Here is a 23,141-nt window from a genome sequence, read left to right as displayed (position 1 = left end):
TATAAGGTTATGGAAGCATCTTTAATTACTTTTTTGTTCATCGCGGTAGTCGTGATCATTTTGTTGAGCGTATTTTTAAGCTTCTTCCCGGTCATGCTCTGGATTTCAGCATTGGCGTCAGGGGTAAGAATCAGCATTATTACACTAGTGGCGATGAGACTGCGTCGAGTAACACCAAGTCGCATCGTTAATCCAATGATTAAAGCGACTAAGGCAGGTCTTGGATTGAATATTAATCAACTGGAGAGTCACTATCTCGCTGGTGGTAACGTAGACCGGGTTGTTAATGCGCTTATTGCAGCACAACGTGCAGATATTCCTCTAGAATTCACTCGTGCAGCGGCTATTGATCTTGCAGGTCGCGATGTACTTCAGGCTGTGCAAATGAGTGTTAACCCTCGTGTAATTGAAACACCAGTTGTTGCGGCTGTCGCTAAAAACGGGATTGAAGTGAAGGTAAAAGCACGTGTTACTGTACGTGCCAATATCGACCGTCTCGTGGGTGGTGCAGGTGAAGAAACAATCATTGCCCGTGTTGGTGAAGGGATTGTAACAACAGTGGGTTCGAGTGATTCACACAAAGATGTCCTGGAGAATCCGGATTTGATTTCCCGTACAGTATTGTCCAAAGGTCTGGATTCAGGAACTGCTTTCGAGATCCTATCCATTGATATTGCGGATATCGATGTAGGTAAGAACATCGGTGCTTATCTTCAAACCGAGCAAGCAGAAGCAGATAAACGTATTGCGCAAGCCAAGGCAGAAGAGCGCAGAGCAATGGCTGTTGCTCATGAGCAAGAGATGAAGGCACGTGTAGTTGAGATGAAGGCGCTTGTTGTTGAAGCTGAATCTCAGGTGCCTATGGCGATGGCTGAGGCGCTCAGAAATGGTCAAATCGGTGTGATGGACTACATGAACATCAAAAATATTGAGGCGGATACGCAAATGCGCGGCTCCCTCGGCAAAATGAATGATCAGGACGACAATAATCGTCCTAACAATAACAAATAAAAGGGGATGTGAATCTCCATGAGCTGGATCTATATTGTTGCGGTAATTATCTTCGCGATTGTATCCAATGTGAACAAGGCTACAAAGAACAAGCCCAAAGGTGCTACACGCGGAGGAATGCCTACTTTTGGTGGAGGAGAAGGGAATTCTCTCCGCCGTAATAAGGATGTAGACGGGAACGGAGACCGACCGGAACAGTCTGGCAGTGGTTTTCCAACCCCTGTTACTACATCCTCCCGTGAGTATGACGCATCACCTGCCTTTCCAGAGCCTGCCTACATCCCAACGCCAGATTATTCTACTGGAGAAGGTATGTCTTTGGAGTACGCTGATGACGGAGTTGAACTGCGCACACAAAGAATGCAGGAAGAGGTGCGGCGTCTTCAATCTGCTTTTGATGGAATAGCAGGAGCGGATCCCAAGTCGAAGAAGACGAAGAATTCGTCCTCTGACATAGCTGTTCAGTCAAATAGAACAGGGAATAGGGATGAACTGCGCAATGGTGTAGTCTGGGCGGAGATTCTAGGACCTCCGCGTGCTCGCCAGCCGCATTCCACCCGACGATCGTAATTTCGAGCATAGTAACAATTAAGCCTTGGTTTTCCTATCTTTGCGATAGGAGGCCAAGGCTTTTTTTTGCATTTTTTTTACCTGGAAGGTGCTCCTTTATTACTTCTTCTCATAAACAAAAGCGTTGCCGCATAAGGTGTACAGAAGGCAGGAAGGGGGAACGTCTACTTATGACCCGTATTGGCCGCAGGCTGCGGGGATGGACAAACGGGGTGCTAGATCTACCACAGGATTTATTACAGGAAATGCCCCGGATCACCCTGATCGGCAACAAAGAACTGTATATCGAGAACCATCGCGGCGTGCTGCATTTTTCATCAGGCCAGCTTAAGCTCGCTTTAGCTAAAGGATCGCTTGAAATTACGGGAGAGAATCTTGTCATCCGCAATATTCTTGGCCAGGAACTGGCGGTAGAAGGCATTATCGGAGAGATCAGATATAACGAAAGCGAGGGGAAATCATGAAGGAACCACCTCTTTCAGCACTGCGGGGATCCGTTACACTGCTTGTGACGGGGCCTCAGGTGGAGAGATTTATTAATGTCATTTCTGAAGCAGGGATAGTGATTTGGGATGTGAGGCCCGCTGAGGGCGGCGCTTCCCTTAAGCTGCTTCTGGATGATTTTTATGTCCTCCGTCCGATTTTAAAAAAGACAGGCTGTCGGATGCGCGTTACAGGAAGAAGCGGACTACCATTTCTGATGGCGCGTCTGTGGAAACGGAAATTTTTTGGCATAGGGATATTGGTATTCGGGATTACGCTCTTTATGTTATCTACGATGGTGTGGAGCATCAGAGTCGAGGGGAATGAAAAGATCGCCTCTGAGGATATATTGGCTGCTGCTCGCCAGGAGGGCGTGTATCCTTTTCAGTGGATATGGCGTCTGGATGAGCCGGACAAGCTCTCTAAGGGGCTCCTAGCCCAATTACCTGGCGTTTCATGGATAGGGGTGCAGCGGACGGGGACGAGCATTAAAATTCAAGTGGTAGAATCTAAACAGCCGGATATCAAACCTCTACTTAGTCAGCGGCATTTGATTAGCAGAACAGATGCGGTGGTAACTGAAATATATGCGGAGCAGGGCAGACCGGTTGTGGCTCGAAACTCTCGGGTTAAAAAAGGCGATATTCTGATCTCTGGTGCTCTAGGCGACGAAGAAAATGTACAGTACGTGGTAGCTAAAGGTGAGGTTAAAGGCCTAGTATGGCATGAATACAATATAGAGGTGCCTCTTACAACAACGAACAGCTCATATACAGGGGAACGTAAGGATCGAACCTATCTGGTGCTTGGCAAATGGGCTATACAGCTATGGGGTTATGGCGAATCTCTTTTCGAGAAATCACGGACGCTTACTGAGCATGATCCGCTGTCCTGGCGGTCCATTAAGCTTCCGCTGGGCCTAATGACTGAGAAAGAATTGGAGATTAGTGAAACGAGTGAGACGTTGACTCCCGAGGCTGGATTTGAAAAGGGAATCGAGCGGGCGAAGAATGATATTTTGGCGCGTTATGGCGTTGATAGCGTAATCAAAAGTCAAAAAGTTTTGCATGAGAAGAAAGAGAATGGTAAAGTTTATATGAAAGTGATCTTTGAAGTAGAAGAGAAAATTTCCGAAGAACTGCCAATAGTAAACAATTGAGGAGAATGAGGCTACTTGTCAGAACAGACTGCAAGCATTCGTATAACTTTGCAAAATGCGGGAGAAGCGCAATCGCTGTTCGGCCCGCAGGATGGATTCCTAAAAATCATCGAGAGTGAAATTCCCGCTATTATTGATTCCCGTGAAGCAGAGTTAACGATACGTGGTGCGGAGCGGGAAGTAGACATGCTGGAGCAATTGTTTAATGTGCTGCTGTCCCTCATTCGGGGCGGATACATACTTACTGAACGTGACGTGCAGTACGCTGTGGAGCTGGCGAAAGACTTTCGAGTCGATCAATTGCTCGATTTGTTCAAAGGAGAAATTACAACAACTTTTCGTGGAAAGCCTATCCGTGTCAAAACGATTGGCCAGAAGCATTATGTGACAACGATCAAGAAGCGTGATATTGTATTCGGAATCGGTCCTGCAGGAACAGGGAAGACCTACTTGGCAGTAGTGCTTGCAGTTACAGCACTAAAAGAAGGTTCTGTTAAGCGTATCATTCTTACGCGTCCTGCAGTAGAAGCGGGAGAGAGTCTAGGGTTCCTTCCAGGGGATTTGCAAGAAAAGGTAGATCCATACCTCCGTCCGTTATATGATGCCTTATACGACGTTATGGGGCCCGATCAGGTGGCTAAGGCGCTTGAACGGGGATTAATTGAAATTGCCCCGCTGGCATATATGCGCGGACGTACGCTGGATGATTCGTTTATCATCCTGGATGAAGCGCAGAATACAACGCCTGAGCAAATGAAAATGTTTTTGACTCGACTCGGCTTCGGGTCCAAAATGGTGATTACAGGTGACGTTACCCAGATTGACCTGCCCCGCGGCAAGAAATCCGGTTTGATTGAAGCCAAAGCAATTTTATCCGGCATAGAAGAACTTGGCTTTGTCTACTTCGCGGAACAGGATGTAGTACGGCATTCCCTGGTGCAGAAAATAATCGTTGCCTATGACCGCTCTGCCGAAAACCTCCAATAAAGGGGATTGTCTTCATGGCTTCAAAGCAACCATCTAAATTAAGCGGATTTGTATATACGAACAACGGGTGGAAGTATAGCGCGGCGACACGCTATGCTCTTTTCCTGTTACTCGGACTTGTGTTCTACTTCAGTCTGTCGCCCGATCTACTACCTAAGCGATACGATATTAAAGAGAATACGCTCAGCGCGAAGGAGATAACAGCGCCTAAGCAAATTTTGGACAAGAAGGCAACACTAAAGGCGGCGGAAGAAGCGGCCGAAGGTGTATCTCCAAAGTATAAAATCATCCCGATGAGGGCCGATAATCTTGTGACATCGCTACTGGACCGGATTGATCGCCTGAATCAGGATGATTTGATTTCGCAAAGCGATAAGACAGAGATTTATCGTGATGAAATCCCGCAGAGAGCCAATGATTTTATTTTGAATTTCATAGCCTCAAATCGGGGCGGAGGCACTTATTCCGATCATCTTTTGGAGGAAATGCAATCTGTCATAAAAGAGCAGACCTATGTCATTCCTGATGAAACTTATATTAAGATTCCACGACTGACCTCTCAGGACATTATCGAAATGAAGCCAGTCGCCCGTGATATTGTAACTAGGCTGATGAATGATCAAATCACGGACGCCCAGACTGCACGCGCCAAAGTGGCGGAGCAGGTCAGTATCAGCTCACTGAGTCAGCGTACGGCGCGTGAGGTTGTGCAAGAGTTAGTCCGGCTCGTTATAACAAGCAATAAGTTCTATGACGAAGATGCAACGAAGGAAGCAAAGGTACAGGCTCGTGAGAACACACCTGATGTGTTCATTGAACAAGGGGACGTCCTCGTGGCTAAAGGGCAAAAAATCACTCCTGAGCTGTACGCTCTTTTGGATGAGAATGGCCTGCTAAGTAATGAGGTCAACTATTGGCCTCAGGTTGGATTGCTATTACTTGCTACCATGCTTTCTGCGGGTTTGATGGTATTTATCCGATACTCAGGCGGAACCGCGGGCTTCAAGTATAATAATTCCCAGTTATTAATGCTGGTGCTTGTTTTTGTTATTACGATTATCACTATGCGGTTGACCGCAATTTTGCAGACGGATGTCCATTCCTATCTTGGGTATCTGGCTCCAGTAGCCATTGGTGCTATGCTGATTACCATGCTTCTGGATATGACATTAGCGTACTTCTGTTCTATTCTGATCAGTATACTCGCCAGTATCATTTTGAATGTTCAGCAGAATTCGGTGTTTGATTTCACTTTTGGATTCTTTTCAATTGTTGTTTGTTATGTGGCTATTTTTGCCACTCATCGTGCAGGTCAGCGTTCCACATTATTAAAAGGTGGGATTATGGTATCCCTTTTTGGTTGTGTGACTGTCTTTATGCTGATGCTGTTAGCTGGTGGAGAATGGAAAGATGTAAGCACGCTGTATGCCGTTGGTTTTGCTTTTGCGAGTGGACTTTTGACTGCGGTGCTTGTGATTGGTCTGATGCCTTTCTTCGAAGCAACCTTTGGGATTCTATCAGCACTGAAGCTGGTAGAATTGTCTAATCCAAACCATCCGTTGCTGCGCAAGCTTCTTACCGAAACACCGGGAACCTATCACCATAGTGTAATGGTAGGTAACCTGTCGGAGGCTGCCGCGGAAGCGATTGGAGCAGACGGTCTACTGTGCCGTGTAGGATCGTATTATCATGATATCGGCAAAACAAAACGTCCGTTTTATTTTATTGAGAATCAGAATAATATGGAAAATCCGCATGACTCTATTGAACCGAAGCTTAGTAAATCTATCATAGTGGCCCATGCCCGCGATGGGGTGGAAATGCAGCGAGAATATAAGCTGCCTAAGCCGATTCGTGATATTGCGGAGCAGCATCATGGAACTACGTTCCTGCATTATTTTTATCATAAGGCACTGAAGCTGGCGGAAGAAAAAGGTGTAGAGCCTGATTTTACAGAAGAAGATTTCCGTTATCCTGGTCCGAAGGCTCAATCGAAGGAATCGGCCGTTGTCGGAATCGCCGACAGTGTTGAAGCTGCGGTGAGATCATTGCGTAAACCAACTGTCCTACAGGTGGAGACGATGATTGAAAAAATTATTAAGAGTCGACTGGATGATCATCAGTTTGACGAATGTGATTTAACGATTAAAGAATTGGACATTATTGCACGGACGCTGAAAGAAACGGTCATGGGAATTTTCCATTCACGGATCGAATACCCAGAAGATGTGCGTAAGCCGAAAAAAGAGGAAGGGGCAGCTAACCCATGAGTTTGGAGATCGTTTGGGATAACGAGCAAGAAGAATACGAGATAAAGGACGATCTCATAGCGCTGCTGGAGAGCATTTTGCAAAAAGCAGGTGAAGCGGAAGGGATCGATAAGGGAGAGGTTGCGCTTACTTTTGTCGATAACACTCGTATTCATGAGCTGAATTTGGAATACCGGGGAATTGACCGTCCGACAGACGTACTTTCTTTTGCGATGAATGAAAGCGGAGAGGACGAGCTGGACATTATATACGAAGTAGAAGAAGGCGAAGCGCTGGAAGATGTTCCGGACGTACTGGGAGATATCATCATTTCCGTAACTCGTGCTCAGGAGCAAGCGGAGGAATATGGTCATTCGCTGGAGCGTGAGCTTGGTTTCCTCTTCGTGCACGGATTTCTGCACTTGTTAGGATACGATCATCAGGATGAAGCTTCAGAGGCTGAGATGATGTCTAAGCAAGAGAAGGTACTGGCTCAGGTTGGGTTGACTCGCTAATGGTGAAGAACACGGCGGTAGGACACAAGAAGTTCTGGCACTCTTTTCGGTTTGCATCGCAAGGCATCGTGTCGGCTTTCAAATCCGAGCTTAACATGAAGGTGCATTGCTGTTTGGCTGTGGTTGTACTTGTTGCCGCTGCCGTGTTCAGACTTCCACTGGCCAGTTGGATGCTGTTGCTCTTTTCAATCACGCTTGTCTTAACCGCCGAGCTACTCAATACGGCAATTGAAGCGACGGTAGACTTGATCTCGCCGGAGATTCATCCACTGGCTAAGAGAGCTAAAGATACCGCCGCAGGAGCTGTGCTTCTTACGGCGGTGTTTGCTGTCTTAGTTGGGGTCTATGTTTTTTACCACCCGGTGATGGACTGGATTAGCGGACTTATGTCATAATCAGGTTACAATTCAATTCAGGGGAGAGGCGGACCCGCGTTTTGCGATTCCGCCTCTTTGGTTACTGGATGTTTAGGAAGCGAGTTTTGTACGAAGTAATTCTACGGTGTAACGCTCTGCAAAACGAAGTGAATGCTTCCGAAGTAGTTTTGTACGAAGATAATTCTATGAAGTGACGCTAACAAAACGAAGTGAATGCTTTCGAAGTAGTTTTGTACGAAGTATTTCTATGAAGTAACGCTAACAAAACGAAGTGAATGCTTCCGAAGTAGTTTTGTACGAAGTATTTCTATGAAGTAACGCTAACAAAACGAAGTGAATGCTTCCGAAGTAGTTTTGTACGAAGTATTTCCATGAAGAAACGCTAACAAAACTTTAGGAGGAACCAATATGGATTCCGCTCTTCTTATGCAAGAAGCGATTAAAGCACGTGCTAAGGCATATATTCCCTACTCCCGATTCGGAGTCGGAGCCGCCCTCCTTGATCAGGATGGTCATATTCATCACGGATGTAATGTAGAAAACGCTGCTTTTGGCCCAACCAATTGCGCAGAGCGGACAGCTTTATTCCGTGCTATCGCCGACGGTCATGCTATCGGTTCATTTAAGGCGATCGCCGTTGTTGCCGATTCAGATGGTCCTGTATCACCCTGCGGTGTATGCCGGCAAGTTATGATTGAGTTGTGTTCACCAGACATGAAGGTTATCCTTGGAAACATGAAGGGTGATATCGTTGAGACCACTGTGGGAGAATTACTCCCAGGCGCATTTGGTCCTGTGGATCTGAAGCAAGGACAAGCTCCTGAGTAAAACGAGAGTTTGATTTATGCCTGATTAAAGGCAGATCAAGCTTAGATTGACGAAGGTTGCTGTTTTAATTGCACAATGTACAGTTAAATCGCCCGGAGTTCACATTAATCTATGTTTAGTTGTAGAAAATACAATTAATTTCTTGTTTAAATCCATAGTTGGTTCGTAAGACAGAATTTAATTGCACAGAATACAACTAACACACCAAAGACATAGCTCTAAGTCGAATTAACTGTACAAAATACAATTAAAAGTGTGCGTTCATCATCAAGTTAGGTTAGAATGATGCAAATTATGTGTTGTTAGAGTAACATTACGAGGTAAGCACCACGGCAAAGCCGCTAGCGATTCCTAGCAGATGTAAACGGAGCCAGCGAATTCTAGCACATTGTTACTTATAAACCTGCCTGTAGCTACATCTCTGCTTTCTTTATCATCGTGAGCTCAGAAGTGTGCGAGCCGTGGGGATAAGCCGCAATGAAGCGTGTCCCCGATAGGGACGAAAGCGCTCATGCACATCGTCCCTCTAATCCCGCCGAACGTTGCAGATACGCCTATTTCCGGGTATCCAGCGGGACGGGGCTCTCTAAATCCCCCGACGAAGGGGGATTTAGAGGGATCGAAAAAGCTTTTTAAAAAAGAATAAATGTTTGAAAAAGGTTGAACTAGAAGGAAAGTATGGAAGGAAGATAATATGAAATTCAAATCAGGCTTTGTCGCAATTATCGGCAGACCGAACGTAGGCAAATCGACACTCATGAACCAGGTTATTGGACAGAAGATTGCAATCATGTCGGATAAGCCACAGACCACTAGAAACAAAATCCATGGGGTCTATACAACGAATAATTCACAAATCGTGTTCCTGGACACACCAGGTATTCATAAAAGACAGTCCAAGCTAGGCGACTACATGAACCAGACAGCAATGAGCACGCTGGGTGAAGTTGAGGCTGTGCTGTTCCTTGTGGACGCTGCAGATGGTTTGGGCGGTGGAGACCGATACATTGCTGAGCAATTAAACGGACTTAAGACGCCGGTTATTCTTGTGCTCAACAAGATCGATAAAATAGAGCCGGAAGCATTGCTCCCGCTTATGGCTGAGTATAACAAGCTGCATAGCTTTGCTGAAATCATTCCGATTTCCGCTAAGATGGGCAGCAATGTTAACACGCTGTTAGAGCAAGTCGCTAAGTATTTGCCAGAAGGTCCACAATACTACCCAGAAGATCAAATTACGGATCACCCTGAACAATTTGTGTGCGCAGAACTAATCCGTGAGAAGATTCTGCATTTGACGCGCGAAGAAGTACCGCATTCCATTGCTGTGGCTATCGAAGATATGAGGGTTGAGCCGAATGGTGTGGTACATGTGTCTGCCGTTATTTTTGTCGAACGTGATTCGCAAAAGGGGATTATTATCGGTAAGCAAGGTGCGCTGCTGAAAGAGGTTGGCAGACGGGCTCGGACAGACATTGAGAACCTTTTGGGTTCGAAGATTTTTCTGGAGCTTTGGGTAAAAGTGAAAAAAGACTGGCGCAATCAGGACCGCGTTCTGCGGGATTTGGGCTTCCATAAAGACCTTTAAGATCTATTTCCGTCATTCCTCGTTTGGCAGGAATTGCAAGGATAGAACCTGGCTCATCGCACATCCTAATTCTTGAAGAGACATCGTCTTTCCCAAGAAAGGATGAATACGAATGCGAAACTTTTCGTGGAAGTATTTTGCAATGACAGGAGACGTCGATGCTTACCTGCTATACAAGGAAGCTGGCTATCCACTTGAAGACAGTGGATTACAGCTAGTGGAAGAAGAGAAGGTCTGTGATGAAGAAGCGCAATAAGGACTGGTTGCTTGCCGAATGGTTGGGGGAAGAGGCATGCTACACAGGGTGGAAGGGATCGTCATCCGCAGCATGGACTACGGCGAGGGGAACGCAATCATTACGCTTTGCACCGAGAACGCCGGGAAAGTAGGAGTTCTGGTACGAGGCGCTAAGAAGGTCAAAAGCCGCCATGCTGCCCTGATCCAGCTGTTCACCGTCGGGGAATTTGTTTTTTTTAGAAATAACGGAGGTCTTGGGACGCTGAATTCCGGCGAAATCACGAAGTCTCACCACCCATTGCGTGAGGATTTGATCAAAGCTGCATATGCGTCTTACGCTTGTGAACTGCTTGATAAAGTTCTGCATGATGAGGAAACGGGGAGCTTCTGGTTTCGCCAGCTTACGGCTTGCTTGAACGCACTTGAAGAAGATAAGGAACCTGGAGTTATTATAAATGTTTTTGAAATGAAGATTTTGCAAGCGGCTGGTTATGGTCCAGAGTTCGACACCTGTGTGATATGTGGAGCTGAAAAGCCTGATGAACAACTGCTGATAAGCCCTCGCCTGGGCGGGGCACTATGCCGCAGCTGTAAACATAATGATCCTCCAGCAATGGAGGTCTCTGCCCGCGCATTGAAATTGTTGCGTTTATTCGCCAGACTTGATCTAACTAGATTAGGGAATGTGGATGTTAAAGAAAGCAGCCGTGATGAACTGAAGAAAATTATGCGAGCCTTTATGGATGTGCAGCTTGGATTAAAGCTGAAATCACAGAATTTCCTAGATCAGCTCGACAAGTACAAGATTTGACGAAATCTGATTTTTCCGTTACTATAGGATCAGTTTAATTATAAGATTTATCGCCGTTTTGCTCCATTTTGGGAGAACGTGCATTGATCGGGAAAGTAGTGAGCGTTTTTGTCGCGATTCAGCGAGCCGGGGGTAGTGAGAGCCTGGCGGGACAATGTTCATGAACATGGCACCCGGGAGTACGGATATGGCGAATGAAAGTGGATTTCGTTCTTGTCTTTAGCAGTAATTTTGCTGAATCAAGGTTGGAATCAAGTAGGGTGGAACCGCGGGAGAATAAGTTAAGCTCTCGTCCTATGTCTGTTAATCAGGCATGGGGGCGGGGGTTTTTTGTTGCTGTCCGGAGCGAAAAATGCCGCCTCCATGGTAAGAAGTTTTAAGTAAGCAGAGGCAAGCATAAACGCCTTCGACGTCCTTGTAAGAACGGTGAACGTTTATGCGAAAAATATAAGAAATAAGTATTGTGTGATGCTTATACTTCTTATATTTTAAAAACTTGTAAAGCGAAGGAGACGGTATTATGAACTTTCAGCAGATGATTTTGACGCTGCAGCAGTTCTGGGCTGAACAGAACTGTATTATCGTACAGCCTTATGACACTGAAAAAGGCGCCGGTACAATGAACCCTATGACATTTTTACGCTCACTAGGTCCTGAACCATGGAGAGTTGCGTATGTAGAGCCTTCACGTCGCCCATCCGATGGACGCTATGGAGAAAACCCGAACCGTCTGTATCAGCATCATCAATTTCAAGTTATTATCAAACCATCGCCAGATAACATTCAAGAGATTTACTTGGATAGTTTGAAAGCACTCGGCATTGATCCGCTCTTGCATGATATCCGTTTTGTTGAGGATAACTGGGAGAACCCTTCACTCGGTTGTGCAGGTCTAGGATGGGAAGTATGGCTGGATGGTATGGAAATTACTCAGTTTACGTACTTCCAACAGGTGGGTGGAATTGAAGCCAATCCAGTAGCCGTAGAAATCACTTACGGTATGGAGCGGTTAGCATCCTACATTCAAGATAAAGAAAATGTATTCGATCTTGAATGGGTTAGCGGCATGACTTACGGTGATGTTTTTCATCAGCCGGAGTTTGAGCATTCTACTTACACCTTTGAAGTATCTGATGTAAAAATGCTATTCTCACTATTCAACATGTACGAAGAAGAAGCGCGTAGAGCGATGGAGCAACATCTTGTATTCCCAGCCTACGATTACGTGTTGAAATGTTCACATAGCTTTAATCTGTTGGATGCGCGTGGAGCCATCAGTGTTACTGAACGGACTGGATTTATTACCCGAGTGCGTAATCTTGCCCGCTCTGTAGCGGCAACATATCTTGAGGAACGCGAGAAGCTTGGCTTCCCGCTGCTGAAGAAAGAAGGTGCTGACCGTGTCTAAAGATATCCTGTTTGAGATCGGTCTGGAGGAAATTCCAGCACGTTTTATCCGCGCTGCGATGGAACAGCTACAAGATAGAACATCCAAGTGGTTGGATTCTGCACGGATTACCCATGCTGGAGTTACTGCCTATGCAACACCACGTCGTCTCGCTGTTTTGGTTAAGGATGCGGCTGAGAAGCAAGAGGATATTAGCGAAGAGGTTAAAGGACCATCGCGCAAAATCGCACTGGATGCCAACGGGGACTGGAGTAAAGCTGCCTTAGGATTTGCCCGTAGTCAGGGTGTATCTCCAGATCAATTTACATTCAAAGAGCTTGCTGGAGTTGAGTATATTTATGCTACTAGAAATAGTGCAGGGGTAGAAACAGCTTCGTTGCTCTCTGAAGGTCTTTTGGGGATCGTAAATGCAATGACTTTTCCGAAAAACATGCGTTGGGGAGCTTACGATTTTAAATTCGTGCGTCCGATCCGCTGGTTAGTTGCTCTTTTTGGAAAAGATATTATTGATTTGGAAATCACGGATGTAAAAGCAGGTAATGTGAGCCGTGGACATCGTTTTCTAGGAACAGAGACCGTAATTTCGGAGCCGGCACAATATGTGGAGAGCTTGCGTGCGCAGCATGTCCTTGTAGATGTGAAGGAACGGGAAGAACTGATCCTGAAACAAATCAACCAATTGGCTGAAGAAAAAAACTGGACGATTGCGATCAAAGAGGATCTTTTGGAGGAAGTACTGTTCCTAGTGGAAACACCTACCGTACTGTTTGGAACCTTTGACCCATCGTTCTTGAACATTCCGCAGGATGTGCTGATTACTTCGATGCGTGAGCATCAGCGGTATTTCCCAGTATTTGATGCAGCAGGCAAACTTCTACCTTTCTTCGTAACGGTACGTAACGGGAATGCAGTATCTTTGGATGTTATTGCTAAGGGTAATGAGAAGGTGCTCCGTGCTCGTCTATCAGATGCCAAATTCTTCTATCAAGAAGATCAAAAGATGAAGATTGACGATGCACTAGCCAAATTAGAGAATATCGTCTACCATGAAGAACTTGGCAGTGTTGGAGATAAAGTTCGTCGTATTCGCCAAATCTCCGATCGTCTTGCTGTAAAGTTGGGATTGTCTGATAGGTCCCTCACTGAAGTAAGTCGGACTGCTGATATTTGCAAATTCGACCTTGTGACTCAAATGGTTTATGAATTCCCGGAACTTCAAGGCACTATGGGCGAAGATTATGCACGCAAAGCAGGAGAGCCTGAAACTGTGGCAAAAGCGATCTTCGAACATTATCAGCCACGATTCGCTGGAGATGCAGTACCTTCGACAGATGCCGGCTCGGTTGTCAGCATTGCGGATAAGATCGATACGATTGTAGGATGCTTCTCCATCGGTATTATTCCTACAGGTTCCCAGGATCCTTACGCACTGCGTCGTCAGGCTGCAGGGATCGTTCAAATCGTGCTTGAGCATAAATTGCCGATTACACTGCGTGAAATTTTTGAAGCAGCGATTGAAATTCATAAAAATTCAGGGAATTCGAAACATTCTGACGATGAACTACGTATAAACCTGTACGAGTTCTTCGGTCTGCGTGTTAAACGCCTTTTATCCGACAATGTACGCTATGATGTTGTGGACGCTGTTACAGCGGCGGGCTTTGATGATGTGGTAGATTTTGTAGGCAGAAGCCGTGCACTTATGAGTGCTGTGTTAGACCAGGCAGACTTCAAAATTACCGTAGATTCACTCACTCGTGTCAGTAATCTGGCAGCGAAAGCAACCAGCGAAGTGATTGATCCTTCTTTGCTTAAAGAAGATGCTGAGCTGCAGCTGTACAATACATGGCAGGAGTTACACACACCGTATCTTGAAGCGATGTCTGCGAATAATGCCGAAGAAGCACTTCGTATTCTCTCGGGTCTAAAAGATGCTGTTACAGTATTTTTCGATTCGGTTATGGTTATGGCGGAGGATGAGCAGGTACGTGCTAACCGTTTAGCTCTGCTTGCTGGGATTGATGCTGACTCCAAGGCGTTTGCTGATTTTGGCAAGCTCGTCTGGTAGACGACTGAGCACCTGAGTTCCCGGCTGAATTCAAGATTCGACGTTTGATCAAAGGAAAGCTTTTTGAACAACATCTATAAGAAAAGTTTGTGTCTTATGGTATAGAATGTTGGTTTGGGGTATAAATATACGGAACGGTGCCAATGCGTCATTTGACATCCGTTCCGTATTTATGCATAGAAAGAAGGATTTCTTGCGGTGAGGGCGTATATATATTACACGGGAAATTGGTGATGATCATGGAGAAGAAGTCCCAATCTAGAACTATAGTCGTGGATGGGGATGCTTGTCCGGTCAAAAAAGAAATTGTCGAAGTAGGGCGCGCTTTTGGTGTGCCAGTACTGATGGTATCTTCTTATGACCATGCACTGAAAGCTGAAGAGGGTGTAACGGTTGTGCAGGTGGACCGGGGAGATCAGAGCGCCGATCTATATATTGCCAATCATATTAATGCAGGAGATGTTGTATTGACGCAAGATTATGGCCTCGCAGCACTTGCGCTCGGCAAACGATGCAGTGTGCTTTCTTTTCGTGGCCAGGAATATGATGATTCCAAAATGGATTTTATGTTGGAAGGTAGGCATGCCAGGGCCGTGGAACGAAGACGGGGACATTATTCTAAGGGTCCGAAACCTATAACGGCAGAAGAAAAATTATATTTTCAACATAAAATGACAAAACTTTTAATACTTTTGCAGGAGAATGTGGAGCAATAGCGAATTATATTTATTTGTTAAGAATTGAAGGTGGTTGAAGTGGCTAGCGGACACGGGAATATTCCGGAAGAAGTTATCGAAAGCGTGCTTGCACGTCATGATATTGTCGATACAGTCGGTAAGGTTGTCCATTTGTCCAAGCAGGGGAAATATTTATGGGGCCTCTGCCCGTTTCATTCGGAGAAAACCCCTTCCTTTACAGTTACCCCCGACCGGGGAGTATTTCATTGCTTTGGCTGCGGCATGGGTGGAAATGCCATCAAATTTAGGATGGAAATCGAAGGATTAACCTTCCCCGAAGCCGTCAAAATAATGGCTGAAGAAAGTGATATTCCCGTACCCGAAGGTAAGGGAGGCCTGATGTCTCCTCCTGATCCGGAACGCGATCGGTTGATTCAAGCTTATGAATGGTCCGCAAAGTTTTATCATTACTTGCTGAAGAATACGGAACACGGCAAAGCCGCAATGGAGTATTTAAGAGCCCGGAATTTCAGCGATAAAATGATTGACCAGTTTCAGATCGGATATGCTCCGGACCGCTGGGATACTTTGCTACAATTTTTGGAGAAACGGAATTTTGATCTTGCTGAGATGGAGAAAGGTGGACTCCTGTCTGCTCGAGGCGAGGGCAAAGGATATATAGACCGTTTCCGTGGTCGGATTATTTTTCCGATTGCGAACCGCACAGGCAAGGTGATTGCATTTGCCGGAAGAATTCTTGGAGAAGGACAACCCAAGTATTTGAATTCTCCAGAGAGCAGATTATTTAACAAAAGCCGGATTTTATACAATTTGCACCAGTCCAAAGCATCCATCCGCAAAACGCGGCAAATCGTCCTCTTTGAAGGATACGGAGATGTCATTTCGGCCTGGGAAGCAGGTGTGCATAACGGTGTAGCAACAATGGGAACATCTTTAACTGAAAGTCATGTAGCACTGATGAAGAGTCTGGCCGATGAAATTGTACTGTCTTATGATGGTGACCGGGCAGGACAAGCAGCTGCTATGAAGTCCATTCCTATGCTTGAAGGCAGTGGTCTGCGTGTAAAGATCGCCTTACTGCCAAGCGGGCTCGATCCAGATGAGTTCATCTCTAAGCATGGTGGAGAAAGGTTTATGGATCAGGTTATTGATTCAGCGGTTTCATCCATAAAATTTAAGCTTATATATCTGAAAAAAAACCATATACTCCTAGAGGAAGATGGCAAAATTGCCTACGTCAAAGAAGCTTTGGAGGTCATTGCTTCGTTACATTCCTCGACCGAGAGAGAGGTTTACCTAAGGGAAATCGCTTCTGAGCTGGAACTTTCATATGATAGTTTGAAGCAGGATTGTAATTTACTTAGGGCATCGATGCAAAAAAACATCCCGGAAGGGGATAATAACGACAAAAGGTGGAATAATGGTAGGCATAAAAAAGGGCAAGTGCAGACACCAACTTTGCTGCCCGCTTATCATGTCGCGGAACGGCGTCTACTGTCCTTTATGATTCAGGACCCGGAAGCCGCCACGTATGTGGGCGAACGCCTCGGAGAAGATTTTAACATCGATGATCATGCGGCAATTGCCGCTTATCTATATGCCTATTACGCGCAAGGCAAACCACCCGGCATTAGTCGGTTTCTATCATCGCTTCAGGATGATCGTCTAGAGAAAACTGCTACATCAATTTCCATGATGGATACACCTCCAGACTGGAATATGCAGGTGCTGGATGATTGTATCCGCGAAGTACGGAAATACCCACTGCAGCGCAAGATGGATCAGAAGCGTGAAGAGATGATTCAGGCGGAAAAGTCAGGTGACTTTTTGCGTGCGGCACAAATAGCAAGTGAGATTATAGCCCTAGAGAGACAATGAAATGTTGACAGGATGTACCTAGGGAGGAGGGAGTCGAATTATGGCGAACGATCAGCATACTGAATTGGAAGCAGAATTTACTTTGGATCAGGTTAAGGACCAGCTTATTGAGCAAGGCAAGAAAAGATCATCATTGCTATACAAAGATATTATGGAGAAATTATCGCCGTTTGATCAAGACCCCGAGCAAATGGAGGAGTTCTATGAACAACTCAGTGATTTGGGGATTGAAGTTGTAAACGAGAACGATGAAGAGGTTAACAGCCTCCGGCCAAATGAGGACAATGAAGACAAAGAGGGCGATGAGTTCAGCTTTGATGATGATTTGTCACTGCCGCCAGGGATTAAGATTAATGACCCTGTTCGTATGTATCTGAAAGAAATTGGACGCGTTCCGCTGTTGTCGGCTGACGATGAAGTGGAGCTTGCTATGCGGATTAAGAATGGTGACGAGGAAGCCAAACGTCGTCTCGCGGAAGCGAATTTACGTCTCGTAGTAAGTATCGCTAAACGTTATGTTGGACGCGGTATGCTGTTCCTCGATCTGATTCAGGAAGGTAACATGGGTCTGATAAAAGCGGTAGAGAAATTTGACCATAACAAAGGGTTCAAATTTAGTACGTATGCAACTTGGTGGATTCGTCAGGCCATTACCCGCGCGATTGCGGATCAGGCACGTACGATTCGTATTCCTGTACACATGGTGGAGACGATCAACAAGCTGATTCGTGTCTCTCGTCAATTGCTGCAAGAACTGGGACGTGAACCTTCGCCAGAGGAAATTGCGGCTGAGATGGAGCTGACGGTTGAGAAAGTTAGAGAAATCATGAAGATTGCCCAAGAACCAGTATCGCTCGAAACACCGATCGGTGAAGAAGACGATTCTCATCTGGGAGATTTCATTGAGGATCAGGAAGCCTTGGCTCCCGCGGATGCAGCAGCCTATGAACTGCTGAAGGAACAGCTGGAGGATGTACTGGACACGCTCACAGAGCGTGAAGAGAATGTACTTCGTCTACGTTTTGGCTTAGATGATGGCCGGACGAGAACGCTTGAAGAAGTGGGCAAAGTGTTCGGTGTTACCCGTGAACGGATTCGCCAAATTGAAGCTAAAGCATTACGTAAGCTTCGTCATCCTAGCCGTAGCAAACGACTTAAGGATTTCCTTGAATAGTATTTCATGAACTGGACCTTCTGCTGCTCAGTAGCAGGAGGTTCTTTTATTTGAATTACGACCCTAAAAAGTGCTGACCTTGTGTATCTGGAAAGAAGGATGAGCCAGTGAATTTGGAAAAACGCGAAATTATTATAAAAGAGATTCAGTATTGGAGAAATAACAGATTGCTTCCAGAGCAATATTGCGACTTCTTAACCAACCTGTATGACGATGAAGCTGCGGCTAAGGACAACAATCCAATTTCGCTGAAGAATCTACAGCAGGGAAACATCAAAATTTGGCTGTTTGGTTTTGGAATTATTTCCTTGATTTTCTTGATTAGTCTTTATTTTAGCGTTTTTCCCTGGCCTTTGCAACTTGCAACAGCACTATCCGTATTAATTGTTTGTTATGGATACTCAGCGGTTTACAGGGATCTAAATCATGTGATTAGTCTTATCCTAGCAGGGCTAGGCAGTGTGTTAACGCTTGGTTTTGGACTATGGTTGATTGCTTTGAATGATCTTGATCCCCAGCTCTGGAGACCGATTCTGATTGGGGCCTGTGGCTTGTTATGGTGTATTTTGGGATTTCTACTCCGGATCGGCTTGCTGCAGTACTGCGGTTATGCTTTTTGGGCATTACTATATGCGGGATTCTTTGGGGGTAAACGCCCTGAGGCTTCGATGTTAGAGCTTGAGCTCTTATGGCTACCATTGTGTGTAATGATGGTGTGGCTTTGCTGGCTTTTACATCACAGAGTGAGAGGCGTCGCTAGTGTTTTTTTTGCAGTGGGAGTATCGCTATGGATCATGCCTGAGCTCGATGCGCTTTTATTCAGACAGGATTATCCACAGTGGATTTCGTTTATGCTGATTTTTAAAATTGCGGTAGGCTTGGTCCTGCTGTTCTTGTTTCGAAAAAAATGGATAACGTGGGTGGCAACATGAACAATGTGAAATTATCAGATCGTCTTCAGCAATTGCTGGAGCAAATTCCGCAAGGAAGCAGGTTGGCAGACATCGGCTCTGATCATGCTCTGCTTCCTGTAGCTGCTGTAAAAAGCGGTAAGGCTGTATTCGCAGTAGCAGGTGAGGTAAACCCGGGTCCCTTTGATGCTGCTTGTAAAGGCGTTGCAGAGGCCGGACTAGGGAAGGTGATCTCAGTGCGGCGAGGAGATGGCCTTGAGGTACTGGAACCTGGTGAAGTTAATTGTATCACGATCGCAGGCATGGGAGGGGCTTTAATTGCCTCGATTTTAGACCGTGGTCAAAGTCAAGGCAAGCTAAAGGATGTTACAACACTTGTACTCCAGCCGAATGTGGGCGAGGATATTTTGCGTCGATGGCTGCTAAATAATGATTGGGTTCTTGTAGCTGAAAGCATTCTGGAAGAAGACGGCAAGCTGTATGAAGTATTGACCGCTGTACCAGAGGATTCAAGTGCGGGAATTACAAATGCCAATGTATATCGTGAGGTTACGTTAGGCGATTCCGCTATGGTTCGTGGTCGGGATACCTTGCTACAGATGGGACCTTTTCTGATTCAAGCACCGAATGAAGTGTTTTTTGCTAAGTGGCAGGGAGAGATTCAGAAATTGGAAGGCATTCTAACATCATTATCACGTTCAGAACTCGAATCTGCGGAGAATAAACGGAAATTAATTCGAGATCAGATCAAGGAGATTACGGAGGTGCTGCAATGCTTGCCAAAGGACAAACAGTAATTCAATATATGGAGCAACTTGCTCCGAAGCATTTAGCCGAAGAGTGGGACAAAGTCGGTCTGCAACTAGGTTCCTTACAGAAAGAAATTACCAATGTGCTGGTTGCACTGGATGTTAATGATGAAGTCGTCGAAGAAGCGATTAGACTCGGCTGTAATCTAATCATAGCCCACCATGCGATTATTTTCCGTCCGCTTCAAGGGATTCAGACCGATACACCGATGGGTAGAATGTATGAAAAACTGATCAAAAATGACATCGCGGTATATATCAGTCATACGAATCTGGATGTTACTGAAGGTGGAATGAACGATTGGATGGCGGAAGCTCTGGGCATAGAGAACGGAGTGCCTATCAAAGACATTCATTCGGAGCAATTGTCGAAGCTGGTGGTATTTGTGCCAAAAGACCACCATCAGAAAGTGCTGGATGCCATCCTGAATGCAGGAGCAGGGGCAATCGGCAATTATAGTCATTGCAGCTTCAATATCGAGGGATACGGAACTTTTATTCCGGGAGAAGGCACAGACCCTTATATCGGGGAAAAAGGTAAGCTGGAACGTGCCGAAGAGATTCGTATTGAGACGATCGTGCCACACACTATCCGCAATAAAGTGGTACAGGCTATGCTCAAGGCTCATCCGTATGAAGAAGTTGCCTACGATTTGTACACGATGGATCTTAAAGGTCGCAGTTTAGGGCTTGGGCGAGTAGGTAAGCTCAAAGAGCCTACAACACTTGGGCAATTCGTTGAGACGGTAAAAAAAGGTCTGAAGGTAGACCATGTTCGTGTTGTGGGTGATTTGGAGCGTCCGATTCGTAAGGCTGCTGTTCTCGGCGGTTCCGGTGGAAAGTATTATAATAGTGCTATTTTCCGTGGTGCGGATGTACTGGTTACCGGTGACCTTGATTACCATACAGCACAGGATGCCGTGCTCGCTGGTATCACTCTGATTGATCCGGGACATAACGCGGAGAAGATCATGAAAGAGAAAGTAGCAGAGTGGATGACGGGGAAACTAGTGGAGCATAAATACGATACAGCTGTACATGCTTCGCAGGTGAATACGGAGCCATTTAAGTTTCTATAAAATTGCCAGTTAATAATGCTTGTGCCAGACATGTGATGTCTGTATAATATATAATGTTGTTCGGAAAGTTTGACAGACAATCGCCGGTGACGTGAAGACGTCACGGGAGGAAAGTCCGGGCTCCATAAGGCAGGATGCTGGATAACGTCCAGTCGGCGCGAGCCGAAGGATAGTGCCACAGAAATGGACCGCCGATGGCCGCCTTAGGGCGGCACAGGCAAGGATGGAACCGAGGTGTAAGAGACCCCGAGGAACGCTGGTGACTTCGTTCCTGGTAAACCCCATCTGGAGCAAGACCTAATGAGACGCAGCAGATTCCTTTATTGGAATAGGCAGCCTTAGCCTGAGGCGCGTCTAGGTTGGTCGCTGGAGCTGTGCAGTAATGTACGGCCTAGATAGATGATTGTCGCTTATGGTGGGAGGGTAGTTCCCGATCGAACCACGACGAGCACAGAACCCGGCTTACGGCAAACTTTCCTAACTGCAACGTCATTTTTAACAACACCATACAAGCGGCGTATCTCGGGAAACCGGATCACGTCGCTTTTTTATAAATATAAGAAAGTATAAGCTTCACGTTATACATTATCCTTATATTTCTCTCATAAATGCTTACCGTCCTTATAACGCTAAAGGTGTTTATGCTCGTGGCAAGAAGATATGTAGAAAGTGGGAAACGTGTAGCATGGGTAATTATCAGATTTGCGAGTTTTGCGGACATTTATATGAACGAAACAATAAGAGAATGTGCAATAGTTGTGATGAGATGTATCAGAGAATCAGGCAAATCGTAGAGACTTCACCCGACACGATGGTATTAAATATATCCCTTCAGACAGGGGTAAGTGTCAGTAGAATCATGTCTTTTGTTGAAAATGGATATTTTAGAATCAATAAAGATAGCATAGAAGTGTCTAAGAAGTAAATTACTCTAAGCATGCAGGGAATTAAATAACCCGGCTTCCCCATCCTATAAAGGATGAAGAAGCCGGGTTATTAGATCATGATTACGATCGAACCGTGGATTGATTCTCCCGCCATTGTACCAACGCTTTCTCCAGACGCTGAACAGCAACGGGGATAAGTTCAGGTGGCGTATGTGTGAAATTCAGACGCATCTTGTTCTTCAGGGGCTGTGATGAATAGAACACCTCACCTGGAACAAAAGCAACACCGTTCTCTACTGCTAGCGGAAGTAATTCCTTCGTGTTGATCTCTTGGGAAAGCGTAAGCCATAAGAACATACCGCCTCGTGGCTCTAGAAAATGAGCACCTTCCCAGTTCTGTGATCTGAGTTCAGCGGATAAAAGTTTCATTCGAGAATAATATTCTCTTGAGATGACACGGATATGCTGCTCAATATCGAAATGAAGCAGCAGTTCATCTAAAGCGCGCTGGTCAATAGTGCTAGAATGCAGATCAGCTGCTTGTTTTGCTTTGGCGATGGTCTTGATGAGATTAGAATCACCGATAATCCAGCCGGTACGCAGGGCGGGGGCTACGATTTTGGAAAAGGTTCCAGTGTAAGCAACACAATAATCGCGGCCATAGCTTCTGTCTATGGACGCTAGTGAGGGTGGATAAAGATCTTTATTTTCCTCAAAGGTTATTTCACCGTAGGGATTGTCCTCCAAGATCAGAACATTGTAACGGCGGCAGATTTCAACCACTTTCTCACGACGTTCTTTACTCCAGGTTGCGCCTGAAGGATTGTTGAAGGTCGGAACTGCATATAGGAGTTTGGGACGTAGTTTTTGAATTTGATTCTCCAGGTGATCTGGCAGAATGCCTTGCTCGTCGTTATTGATCGTATGAATATCAGCTCGATAGGAGCCAAGCACCTGTAAGGCTGCTAGATAAGTGGGGGCTTCAACAAGGACAGCATCACCGGGGTCAAGTAGTATTTTACATAGTAGATCTATGGCCTGCTGGGAACCAGTAGTCAGAATCATTTCAGACGCTGAAACAGGGATTCCTTGCCGAGTAAGTCTTTCAGCGATTTTGTCACGTAGTGGAGTAAAGCCCTCGGTTAGTCCGTATTGAAGTGCTGAGGCATCGCTGGAGAGTACACGGTTATAAGCATCCCGTACGGCCTCTAAGGGAAACAAATCCTCCCCAGGCAGCCCGCCTGCAAGTGAAATGATGTCATTGCCCTGTGTAACTTTTAGAATCTCGCGAACGGCTGATGATCCTAGATGATTGGCTGCGGCCGAGTATTTGATATCCATAAATGAGTTCTCCACCTTTCGATTTGGTGCTATCATAATAGGAGTACTGTATAACAGTAAAGCGTTGAATATA

21 protein-coding genes and 1 other RNA gene are annotated in these 23,141 nt (G+C 45.7%); 21 read left to right on the top strand and 1 reads right to left on the bottom strand.

Going from position 1 to position 23,141, the window contains the following annotated elements; translation table 11 throughout:
- The first annotated feature begins 9 nt into the window (after nucleotides 1-9).
- The 21 genes from floA (at nucleotide 10) to rnpB (ending at nucleotide 21,320) form a co-directional block, all read left to right on the top strand.
- Nucleotides 10-1,011, top strand: coding sequence for a flotillin-like protein FloA (gene floA / locus ACDZ28_RS32205; RefSeq protein ID WP_042130335.1), 1,002 nt, complete (start codon nucleotides 10-12; stop codon nucleotides 1,009-1,011).
- Between the two features lie 18 nt (nucleotides 1,012-1,029).
- Nucleotides 1,030-1,581: a hypothetical protein gene (locus ACDZ28_RS32200; protein ID WP_375103713.1), complete on the top strand. Its 552-nt coding sequence runs from the start codon at nucleotides 1,030-1,032 to the stop codon at nucleotides 1,579-1,581.
- A gap of 170 nt (nucleotides 1,582-1,751) precedes the next feature.
- Complete coding sequence (yqfC, locus tag ACDZ28_RS32195) at nucleotides 1,752-2,045, top strand: sporulation protein YqfC (RefSeq protein ID WP_042130332.1); 294 nt, start codon at nucleotides 1,752-1,754, stop codon at nucleotides 2,043-2,045.
- Nucleotides 2,042-3,223, top strand: coding sequence for a sporulation protein YqfD (yqfD, locus tag ACDZ28_RS32190; protein ID WP_375103712.1), 1,182 nt, complete (start codon nucleotides 2,042-2,044; stop codon nucleotides 3,221-3,223). Before yqfC ends, yqfD begins: the two co-directional genes overlap by 4 nt.
- 15 nt (nucleotides 3,224-3,238) lie before the next feature.
- On the top strand, nucleotides 3,239-4,210 hold the full coding sequence (locus ACDZ28_RS32185) for a PhoH family protein (RefSeq protein WP_042130328.1): 972 nt from the start codon (nucleotides 3,239-3,241) through the stop codon (nucleotides 4,208-4,210).
- A 14-nt stretch (nucleotides 4,211-4,224) separates the two neighbouring features.
- Complete coding sequence (locus ACDZ28_RS32180) at nucleotides 4,225-6,480, top strand: HD family phosphohydrolase (protein WP_042130326.1); 2,256 nt, start codon at nucleotides 4,225-4,227, stop codon at nucleotides 6,478-6,480.
- Nucleotides 6,477-6,974: an rRNA maturation RNase YbeY gene (gene ybeY, locus ACDZ28_RS32175; RefSeq protein WP_042130325.1), complete on the top strand. Its 498-nt coding sequence runs from the start codon at nucleotides 6,477-6,479 to the stop codon at nucleotides 6,972-6,974. Before ACDZ28_RS32180 ends, ybeY begins: the two co-directional genes overlap by 4 nt.
- Nucleotides 6,974-7,369 (top strand): diacylglycerol kinase family protein, encoded by a 396-nt coding sequence (locus ACDZ28_RS32170; protein WP_042130323.1) that lies wholly within the window; start codon nucleotides 6,974-6,976, stop codon nucleotides 7,367-7,369. The genes ybeY and ACDZ28_RS32170 overlap by 1 nt, the downstream gene beginning before the upstream one ends.
- A gap of 390 nt (nucleotides 7,370-7,759) precedes the next feature.
- Nucleotides 7,760-8,179, top strand: a complete 420-nt coding sequence (locus ACDZ28_RS32165) for a cytidine deaminase (RefSeq protein WP_042130321.1) — start codon at nucleotides 7,760-7,762, stop codon at nucleotides 8,177-8,179.
- 694 nt (nucleotides 8,180-8,873) lie between these two features.
- A complete protein-coding gene (gene era / locus ACDZ28_RS32160; protein WP_042130317.1) occupies nucleotides 8,874-9,767 on the top strand; it encodes a GTPase Era in 894 nt (297 codons plus the stop codon).
- 112 nt (nucleotides 9,768-9,879) lie between these two features.
- The gene (locus tag ACDZ28_RS32155) at nucleotides 9,880-10,023 is read left to right on the top strand and encodes a YqzL family protein (RefSeq protein ID WP_076117313.1); all 144 of its coding nucleotides are present in this window, start codon (nucleotides 9,880-9,882) and stop codon (nucleotides 10,021-10,023) included.
- 36 nt (nucleotides 10,024-10,059) lie between these two features.
- Nucleotides 10,060-10,815: a DNA repair protein RecO gene (gene recO / locus ACDZ28_RS32150; RefSeq protein WP_042130315.1), complete on the top strand. Its 756-nt coding sequence runs from the start codon at nucleotides 10,060-10,062 to the stop codon at nucleotides 10,813-10,815.
- A 520-nt stretch (nucleotides 10,816-11,335) separates the two neighbouring features.
- Nucleotides 11,336-12,223 (top strand): glycine--tRNA ligase subunit alpha, encoded by an 888-nt coding sequence (gene glyQ / locus ACDZ28_RS32145; RefSeq protein ID WP_042130314.1) that lies wholly within the window; start codon nucleotides 11,336-11,338, stop codon nucleotides 12,221-12,223.
- Entirely contained in the window at nucleotides 12,216-14,291 is a 2,076-nt protein-coding gene (gene glyS, locus ACDZ28_RS32140; protein ID WP_375103711.1) for a glycine--tRNA ligase subunit beta, read from the top strand. The genes glyQ and glyS overlap by 8 nt, the downstream gene beginning before the upstream one ends.
- A gap of 239 nt (nucleotides 14,292-14,530) precedes the next feature.
- On the top strand, nucleotides 14,531-15,007 hold the full coding sequence (locus tag ACDZ28_RS32135; RefSeq protein WP_375103710.1) for a DUF188 domain-containing protein: 477 nt from the start codon (nucleotides 14,531-14,533) through the stop codon (nucleotides 15,005-15,007).
- A 39-nt stretch (nucleotides 15,008-15,046) separates the two neighbouring features.
- Nucleotides 15,047-16,867 (top strand): DNA primase, encoded by a 1,821-nt coding sequence (gene dnaG, locus ACDZ28_RS32130; protein ID WP_339291442.1) that lies wholly within the window; start codon nucleotides 15,047-15,049, stop codon nucleotides 16,865-16,867.
- A gap of 40 nt (nucleotides 16,868-16,907) precedes the next feature.
- Nucleotides 16,908-18,041 (top strand): RNA polymerase sigma factor RpoD, encoded by a 1,134-nt coding sequence (gene rpoD / locus ACDZ28_RS32125; RefSeq protein ID WP_042130309.1) that lies wholly within the window; start codon nucleotides 16,908-16,910, stop codon nucleotides 18,039-18,041.
- Between the two features lie 107 nt (nucleotides 18,042-18,148).
- Nucleotides 18,149-18,973, top strand: a complete 825-nt coding sequence (locus tag ACDZ28_RS32120; RefSeq protein ID WP_375103709.1) for a hypothetical protein — start codon at nucleotides 18,149-18,151, stop codon at nucleotides 18,971-18,973.
- A 5-nt stretch (nucleotides 18,974-18,978) separates the two neighbouring features.
- Nucleotides 18,979-19,749 (top strand): tRNA (adenine(22)-N(1))-methyltransferase TrmK, encoded by a 771-nt coding sequence (locus tag ACDZ28_RS32115; RefSeq protein WP_076117474.1) that lies wholly within the window; start codon nucleotides 18,979-18,981, stop codon nucleotides 19,747-19,749.
- Complete coding sequence (locus tag ACDZ28_RS32110) at nucleotides 19,725-20,840, top strand: Nif3-like dinuclear metal center hexameric protein (protein ID WP_042130305.1); 1,116 nt, start codon at nucleotides 19,725-19,727, stop codon at nucleotides 20,838-20,840. Before ACDZ28_RS32115 ends, ACDZ28_RS32110 begins: the two co-directional genes overlap by 25 nt.
- A gap of 64 nt (nucleotides 20,841-20,904) precedes the next feature.
- Nucleotides 20,905-21,320, top strand: an RNA gene (gene rnpB / locus ACDZ28_RS32105) — RNase P RNA component class A.
- Nucleotides 21,321-21,847: 527 nt separating this feature from the next.
- Here rnpB and ACDZ28_RS32100 read toward each other — a convergent pair.
- The gene (locus ACDZ28_RS32100) at nucleotides 21,848-23,068 is read right to left on the bottom strand and encodes a PLP-dependent aminotransferase family protein (protein WP_375103708.1); all 1,221 of its coding nucleotides are present in this window, start codon (nucleotides 23,066-23,068) and stop codon (nucleotides 21,848-21,850) included.
- Nucleotides 23,069-23,141 lie beyond the last annotated feature (73 nt).

The organism is Paenibacillus sp. RS8, assembly GCF_041956825.1.
In the GTDB taxonomy this organism is placed as follows: domain Bacteria; phylum Bacillota; class Bacilli; order Paenibacillales; family Paenibacillaceae; genus Paenibacillus_AQ.
Note: the sequence above shows the minus strand (reverse complement) of the source record. Positions and strands in the feature narration are given on the sequence as shown.